We start from the raw sequence: 7177 nt of genomic DNA, 5'->3' as shown, positions 1-7177 counted from the left end.
AAGGCCTAGGTGAGACAACGCAGTGCGTAGCACAAGGAAGGCTCATCAGCCGCCTGCGGAAAGCGGAATGTATTTCCGCAGCGGTATTTTACTTTGTAACTCGTCTACATTTTCGTAGGAAGTTAAATTTTCACTGCTGCACAGTTTCCTTCAAATATGTATTAAGATAAAACAGTAGAAATAGTATCATTCTAAAAACATACATAGTAGCCATTCGATTTTTATGTCTCAGCCTCTTTTATTAGTTCTTTTATTTCAAAAATAATATCTTTCACTTGCGGAACAGCGGCACTTTCTAAAGTTTTATTATTAGGAATCGGAACGGGATGACCCCCTAATCGTTTAATTGGTGCCTTTAAATAAGAAAAACCTTTTTCTGCAACGATACTCGCAATCTCCGCTCCATATCCACTTCTTTTTACCGCTTCATGAACGACTAGTAAACGTCCGGTTTTAGCAACGGAATCTAATATAGACTGTTCATCTAAAGGCACTAATGTCCGTGGATCAATTATTTCGACTGATACTTGCTCTTTTTCTAAAATTTGTGCCGCTTCCAAAGATCGTTCAACCATGATTCCGGTAGCTACGATCGTCAAGTCATCTCCACTCTTTTTTATATCTGCTTTTCCAAGGGGAATCGTGTACGGTGAAATCGGAACTTCGGCTTTCTTTTTATACAATAATTTATGTTCATAAAAAATGACCGGATTAGGATCCTCTATTGCCGAGATAAGTAACCCTTTCGCATCGTAAGCTGAAGATGGCTGGATCACTTTAAGCCCGGGTATATGTGTCAGCCATGCTTCTAAGCTTTGGGAATGTTGAGCTGCAGCACCCGTTCCAGAACCACTTGGTGTACGGACAACGAGTGGAACACTTCCCCTTCCGCCATACATATAACGAATTTTTGCAGCTTGGTTGACAATTTGGTCTAGTGCTAATGTCAAAAAGTCTGAGAACTGAATGTCTACGACTGGTCGCATTCCTGTTAATGCTGCCCCAACTGCAACACCAGTAATACCGAGTTCACTAATTGGTGTATCTCGGACGCGCTCCTCACCAAACTCCTCTAATAGACCTTTTGTAACTCCAAAAGCTCCCCCATACTCTCCAATGTCCTCACCTAGTAAAAACACTTTTTTATCTTGTCTCATTATCTGTGCTAATGCTTCCCTGACTGCTTCCAGATAGGTTAACTCACGCATCCAATCATCCCCTTAAGCATGAGCTCATACTTTTTATGCATAAACGTCTGTAAAAAGCTCTTCCATACTTGGTTCTTTACTTTCTAAAGCAAAAATAGTTGCATCCTCTACTTCTTTTTGAATGTCTTGTTTAATTTTTAACATATCCTTTTCTACTATTTCACAAGTTTGAATAAGAATCTGTTCAAATCGCATAATGGGATCTTTTTTTCTCCGCTCCTTCACTTCTTCAGCTGAACGATAAAGTTGTTTATCGCTTTTTGAGTGTCCGCTAAATCGATATGTTTTCGCTTCAATAAGTGTCGGTCCTTCCCTATTTCTGGCTCGTTGCATCGCTTTTTCTGCTTCTTTCATTACATCTAAAAGATTATTGCCATCGATTGTTACACCAGGAAAACCATATGCTTCAGCTCGTATCGACAAATCATTAATATTGGTCATTTTTTTAATCGGACTGGACATCCCGTATTCATTATTTTCACAAACAAAAACAACCGGCAGTTTCCAGATAGATGCAAGATTTAAAGCTTCATGAAAACTTCCCTCGTTTGTGGCGCCGTCTCCAAAAAAACAAACGGTTACCTCATTCTTCCCCTCTAACTGTGCTGTTAGTGCAGAGCCAACAGCAATCGGAATACTGCCACCGACAATTCCGTTAGAGCCCAAATTACCAGCCTCCACATCGGAAATATGCATCGATCCGCCTTTCCCCTTACAGTAGCCAGTTTCTTTTCCGAATATTTCTGCCATCATTTTATTTATATCTGCGCCCATGGCAATGGAATGTCCATGGCCTCGATGGGTACTTGTAATTTTATCGCCTGCTTGTAACATAGAACAAACCCCAACCGCTGTAGCTTCTTGCCCAATACAAAGGTGTGTTGTACCATGAAACAGTCCTTTTTTCATATTCCGTTCCACTTCTTTTTCAAAATAACGAATGCGAATCATTTGTTTATATAATTCAATAAAATTCCGAGCGCCTGCTATGGATTGCACAATTTCACATCCCTTAGTTAACTCAAATAACGATGATACAATGTCTTTGCTTTTTCAACATCATTCGTTCCGTGAACTAGTGCTCTTCCGTCTTCAAAAACAACCATTCTTTCATCGTCGATTGTAAAAGATAAAAGAAAAGCATTCGCTTCCACTTTTCCGCCTGTTTTTTCCAACTGTTGAGCTAGTTGCTTCAAATTACGTTGCTGCACTTTTGGCGGTCTAATTTGCACAGATGACCGTCCACATAAAACAGCAGTTTTTGTCTGCTCATCAAATTGTAAAAATGGGTATGTAGCTTCCTCACCACAAGAGGCACAATCCACTTTCTTCATTGATGAAACATTCATTTGGACAATTTGATTTGTCCAAACATCAAAAGAAATTATTTTTTTTCTTAAAGCATCATAATTATCGGTCAATATTTTTAACGCTTCCGTCGTTTGGTGCACAACAACTTGACTTGCGGCTGGGTGGATAATACCTGCAGTATCACAAGTCGGTCCGCCAACGGGGACTGTTTCCATTAGACAATGAAGGCATGGTGTTTCATTTGGAATGATCGTAAAACTCATTCCATAACTCCCTACACAAGAGCCATAAATCCACGGTATTTGATGTTTTTGTGAAATATCATTTACCATCATCCGAATATCAAAATTATCGGTTGCATCTAAAATTAAGTCTACGCCTTCTACGAGTTCTTCTAATTCAATCGGTGTTACGTCCATAATTCTTGCATCTATTTCAACCTCTGAATTAATCGCCTGCAACCTTTCTTTTGCAGCCACTGCTTTTGGTGTACGATTTTTTGCGTCTTCCTCCGTATACAATTGTTGTCTTTGTAAATTACTCCATTCGATATAATCACGGTCAACAATGGTTAGTTTTCCAATTCCCGCTCTTGTTAGCATTTCAGAACTTTGGGTACCAAGTGTCCCGATCCCTACTATTAACACATGCTTTTTTGCTAATTTTTGCTGCCCCTCTTCCCCAATAGGAGAAAACAAAATTTGTCTAGAGTAACGGTCCATCATTATAAGCTAATCCCTTCTAAAGGGCTGCTTGCTGTCGCCGTTCTTTTCATCGGAATTCTACCAGCTTCATGGCCCAGCTTCCCTGCCTCTATTGCTAACTTCATCGCTTTTGCCATTTTAACCGGATCTTTTGCCCCGGAAACAGCTGTATTTAACAGCACTGCATCCGCCCCTAACTCCATTGCATAAACAGCATCTTTCGGGGAACCTATCCCAGCATCAACAATAACGGGAATAGCAGCTTGTTCAATAATGAAACTCAAATTTAATGGATTAATGATCCCTTGCCCAGAACCAATTGGTGAGGCGCCCGGCATCACAGCGTGTACTCCTAACTCTTCCAACCTTCTAGCAAGTACAACATCATCTGATGTATAGGTTAAAACGGTAAACCCTTCATTTAAAAGTTGTTCTGACGCCTTCAATGTTTCAACAGGATCAGGCAGCAATGTTTTATCACAGCCGATAATTTCAACCTTTACCATATGACAAATCCCCGAAGCTTGTGCTAATTTCGCAATTCTAACCGCTTCTTCCGCAGTTTTTGCTCCGGCGGTATTTGGTAAAAATTTATATTTATCTAAATCTATCTTTTCTAAAAAATTTGGTTGACTAGGCTCAAAAATATTCATCCTTCTTACTGCAAATGTTAACACTTCTGTCTCTGATGCAAGTACCGCTTCTTTTTGTATATCAAAATCTGAAAATTTACCTGTTCCAAGAAATAATCTTGATGTAAACTCGTAATCTCCTATTTTTAACATCTTTTTTCCCTCCATTTATTTTTTATATACATCTGGCAAAATCAACCTCCACCAACAAACTGAACAAATTCAATTTTATCTCCATCATTTATTTTAGTGGTTTCATGTTCCCCATTTTGTAAAATAACATTGTTATGCTCGACAATAATGACAGGAGTACTAAAATCAAAATGATTAATTAATTCTGAAATCGTTTTGATCGTTCCAGGTATTTCTACTACGGAACCATTGATATGTAATTTCATTCATTTCACCTCATTTCAGCTAATTTCTCCCGATATTTAACGGCAGCAATTGTACAATTTTCTGCAAGCAATATCCCTGACAAAACTGCAACGCCGCTTGCTCCCTCTTGTAAAACAGTAGAGAGATTATTTGGTGTAATCCCGCCTATCGCGATGACAGGAATTTTGACACGGCTAGTAATTTTGTTTAAACCTTTTAGTCCACGTGGAGCTAGTCCGATTTTTGAATTTGTCTCAAAAATATGACCATAAATTAAATAATCCGCTCCTTGCTCTTCCTTCTCTAACGCTTCCTCTACACTATGGACAGAACAACCTATTTGTAAAGAAGGGAAGTACTTTTTAACATCACGCACATCTAGGCTGTGAGACGTTAGCTGTACCCCACCTGCACGCCCTATTACGGCAATATCAACTCGATCATTAATAATAATTTTTTTAGGGTCTATTCCAGCCGCAATAAGTTTCTTTATAACAGTAATGTGATCCTTGGCAGTCCAATTCCTCTCACGTATATGAATAAAGTCTATCTTTGCATGAACTGCTTTAACCTTTTTTACAAATTCATCAGTTGATTGTTTTCCAGTTGAAATTATATGTAAGCCCTTCATTTGACCTCCTTTAATTCCTAACTAACTTATAATTTAGAAAACTTGGCATTGGCCAAGCCTTTAATGGCGGGTGCCTTAGTTGCACTTATGCAGTAGGAAAGTTTTATACTTTCCTATCCGCCAAAAAAACCACTTTTCTGAATATGTACAGGAAAGTGGTTTGCTAATAGCAAGTCTAAAATAGCAATACATCACTTCCCTTCGCTAGTTTTAACTAGATCAGGTTATAAGAATCCCGAAGTCACACTTCGATCTCAGCTTGTTTCACAAGCACTCCTAGTAATAAAAATATCTATGAGTCACTTCAAACAGTTGATATAACAATGTTTAAAGATGACTATTTATTATTCAACCCCAAATGATACGCTTTCACTAAAGGCACGGACTGTTTTTTGTTAGATTTTTTGGAACGAATGGGCATACACTCGATAAATCATTTCAAGTGTATTACCTAATCAGTCGACCATATCAGCAAGTGATATAAGTTGATCAAGATTGTCGCATGTATATGTCTCAAACCATGTGAACTTATTTCTTGATGTTAATACTATCTATTATATAAGATATTGTAAAGCTAATTTAAAAAATTTTCAATATAGGTAGGAAATATTTTAAGATGTGCCAAGTATTAGGTGTTACGAAAAGTGGTTTTATCATTGGCGTAAGCGTTCGAAAAAAGTCAAAAAAAGAAAAGAAAGAAGCGCTTACTAGAAGTAAAACGTGTTTATGTTGAATCTAAGCGAAGTTTCGGCAGTTTTGATAAACACCCATCAAAAAATGATTTTCTATGATCTCAAACGTTGACTTATCAATGTTTTTATTCTGAAAACGTAAATATAGTGACCTGAAATAAATAAAACAGTTAAATAGTTGATTTGCGAGATTACCATAGGTATGTTTATAAGTCCGTTTTATTCATTCAATAACTTCTCGATGAAATCCTCTCTAAGCTCATCTTCCTTTTTGATTGGCATTCGATTACCGTTCAAGATCACGAAATTTCTTCTTTCTTGGCGGTTGAGAATCTCCACTATACTTTACATCTTTTTTCACATCATTTGGGATGTCTAAGCCAATGAAGTATTTTTCTTTTGACCGCTTATTTACAAACTCTAATAGCATATCTACTCGATTACGAAAAGCTAAACAAATCTGATCCCTTCTATTATCATCAATGAACAAAGAATCCGTTGTTATATCATAAAATTCACTTTCCATATCGCGCAAAGAAGATGGTTCAAACCAATCAAAAGATTGAACTAATTTTATTTGATCCTCATGATTATTTTTGAAAGGTTTACAATTCACTTTTTGATTAACACCAATTAATGATAATGGTTTAGAGTGCCATAAAGAAGTTCCACTATCAAAAATAGGACTAGCGCCAATGAACTCTAATGTTTCAGCATGTCTAATGACTCCAAAATTATTTTGATGTCTATCTTCATTTACTATAAGATAATCCAATACAATCATTCTATCAAGAAAATCTACCATGTTAGGAATACCTAATCGCTCACAACAGTTTAAATAATGTTGGTAAACAGAAACATGATTTTGCTTTTTTTCTGTTTGCATAACATACCATGCACTAATTAATTCTGTATCAGGATTTATAAAATTTTCACATATACTATATGGATAATTTTCTTGAACCATCAATGTATAAGGTATGTGCTGTATACCTAATCGCTCACAAATTTTACTTGCGAACACTTCATTATATGGCTCTTGTTGCGTTGCACCACTACCACCTTTAATCAAGACACGTTTACCATCAATAATTTTCCATTTCTTTTTTAGCCACCCATCAGACGTATTATCAGGTGACAATAAATTAATATTTTCTTCTTTATATTCCATATCAAAAAGAAGATTTCCTACATCTTCTGAAAAGGTATGATGAAAAAAGTTAATGTCATCCCATTTTAAATTAGAGTTATCAGGGCAAATCCAATATTGATCAGATAAACTTAATCCATATGACTTATCAAGTAGTTTTTTTGTTGATGTTATATTTAATGTTTCAAGTAATCGCTCAATGCCAACTCGACTCGCAGGGATGGATCTTGATTCCCACCATTCATTAAGATCGCCACGACTCACCTTCCCTTTTTTAATTGATATGCCTAAGGGTACATGTTCTTCTGCAAATACTTCTCCAATACTTGATATGGAAGATGTTTGTTTATCAAGTTTTATTGTAAACTAGCACATTATTCCAGGTTATCTATTTCAAATTAATTCAGCTGATTATCTGGAGTAATGTGCTATTATTTTCACTTTATTTCATATGTGAAAAAGAATATTCAC

General features: G+C 36.6%; 7 protein-coding genes, 1 pseudogene and 1 riboswitch. Of the genes and pseudogenes, 1 reads left to right on the top strand and 7 read right to left on the bottom strand.

All coding sequences use genetic code 11. The annotated features are described in order from the left end of the window. Positions 1-221 precede the first annotated feature (221 nt). The 6 genes from ACPYKA_RS16985 to tenI all read right to left on the bottom strand — a co-directional run bounded on the left by ACPYKA_RS16985 (position 222) and on the right by tenI (position 4864). Positions 222-1208 (bottom strand): alpha-ketoacid dehydrogenase subunit beta, encoded by a 987-nt coding sequence (locus ACPYKA_RS16985; RefSeq protein WP_479543399.1) that lies wholly within the window; start codon positions 1206-1208, stop codon positions 222-224. Positions 1209-1241: 33 nt separating this feature from the next. Next, positions 1242-2159: a thiamine pyrophosphate-dependent dehydrogenase E1 component subunit alpha gene (locus ACPYKA_RS16980; protein ID WP_479543400.1), complete on the bottom strand. Its 918-nt coding sequence runs from the start codon at positions 2157-2159 to the stop codon at positions 1242-1244. 65 nt (positions 2160-2224) lie between these two features. Next, on the bottom strand, positions 2225-3244 hold the full coding sequence (locus ACPYKA_RS16975) for a thiazole biosynthesis adenylyltransferase ThiF (protein ID WP_479543398.1): 1020 nt from the start codon (positions 3242-3244) through the stop codon (positions 2225-2227). Further along, on the bottom strand, positions 3244-4008 hold the full coding sequence (locus ACPYKA_RS16970) for a thiazole synthase (protein WP_479543397.1): 765 nt from the start codon (positions 4006-4008) through the stop codon (positions 3244-3246). The genes ACPYKA_RS16975 and ACPYKA_RS16970 overlap by 1 nt, the downstream gene beginning before the upstream one ends. Before the next feature lie 41 nt (positions 4009-4049). Continuing rightward, positions 4050-4253: a sulfur carrier protein ThiS gene (gene thiS / locus ACPYKA_RS16965; protein WP_479543396.1), complete on the bottom strand. Its 204-nt coding sequence runs from the start codon at positions 4251-4253 to the stop codon at positions 4050-4052. Positions 4254-4258: 5 nt separating this feature from the next. After that, positions 4259-4864 (bottom strand): thiazole tautomerase TenI, encoded by a 606-nt coding sequence (gene tenI / locus ACPYKA_RS16960; protein WP_479543395.1) that lies wholly within the window; start codon positions 4862-4864, stop codon positions 4259-4261. Between the two features lie 179 nt (positions 4865-5043). Then, positions 5044-5152: riboswitch (TPP riboswitch) on the bottom strand. A 325-nt stretch (positions 5153-5477) separates the two neighbouring features. Between tenI and ACPYKA_RS16955 the strand changes: the two are divergent. Then, a pseudogene (locus tag ACPYKA_RS16955) lies at positions 5478-5619 on the top strand (IS3 family transposase); the annotation flags it as partial. A gap of 223 nt (positions 5620-5842) precedes the next feature. Here ACPYKA_RS16955 and ACPYKA_RS16950 read toward each other — a convergent pair. After that, complete coding sequence (locus ACPYKA_RS16950; RefSeq protein WP_479543394.1) at positions 5843-6970, bottom strand: HipA domain-containing protein; 1128 nt, start codon at positions 6968-6970, stop codon at positions 5843-5845. Positions 6971-7177 lie beyond the last annotated feature (207 nt).

The organism is Pseudogracilibacillus amylolyticus (SeqCode), assembly GCF_051918545.1.
Lineage (GTDB): Bacteria > Bacillota > Bacilli > Bacillales > Amphibacillaceae > Pseudogracilibacillus.
Note: the sequence above shows the minus strand (reverse complement) of the source record. Positions and strands in the feature narration are given on the sequence as shown.

Coding starts and splice junctions, on each gene's coding strand:
- ACPYKA_RS16985 (WP_479543399.1), bottom strand. CDS start 1,208: ATGCGTGAGTTAACCTATCTGGAAGCAGTCAGGGAAGCATTAGCACAG.
- thiS (WP_479543396.1), bottom strand. CDS start 4,253: ATGAAATTACATATCAATGGTTCCGTAGTAGAAATACCTGGAACGATC.
- ACPYKA_RS16980 (WP_479543400.1), bottom strand. CDS start 2,159: ATGATTCGCATTCGTTATTTTGAAAAAGAAGTGGAACGGAATATGAAA.
- ACPYKA_RS16975 (WP_479543398.1), bottom strand. CDS start 3,244: ATGATGGACCGTTACTCTAGACAAATTTTGTTTTCTCCTATTGGGGAA.
- ACPYKA_RS16970 (WP_479543397.1), bottom strand. CDS start 4,008: ATGTTAAAAATAGGAGATTACGAGTTTACATCAAGATTATTTCTTGGA.
- tenI (WP_479543395.1), bottom strand. CDS start 4,864: ATGAAGGGCTTACATATAATTTCAACTGGAAAACAATCAACTGATGAA.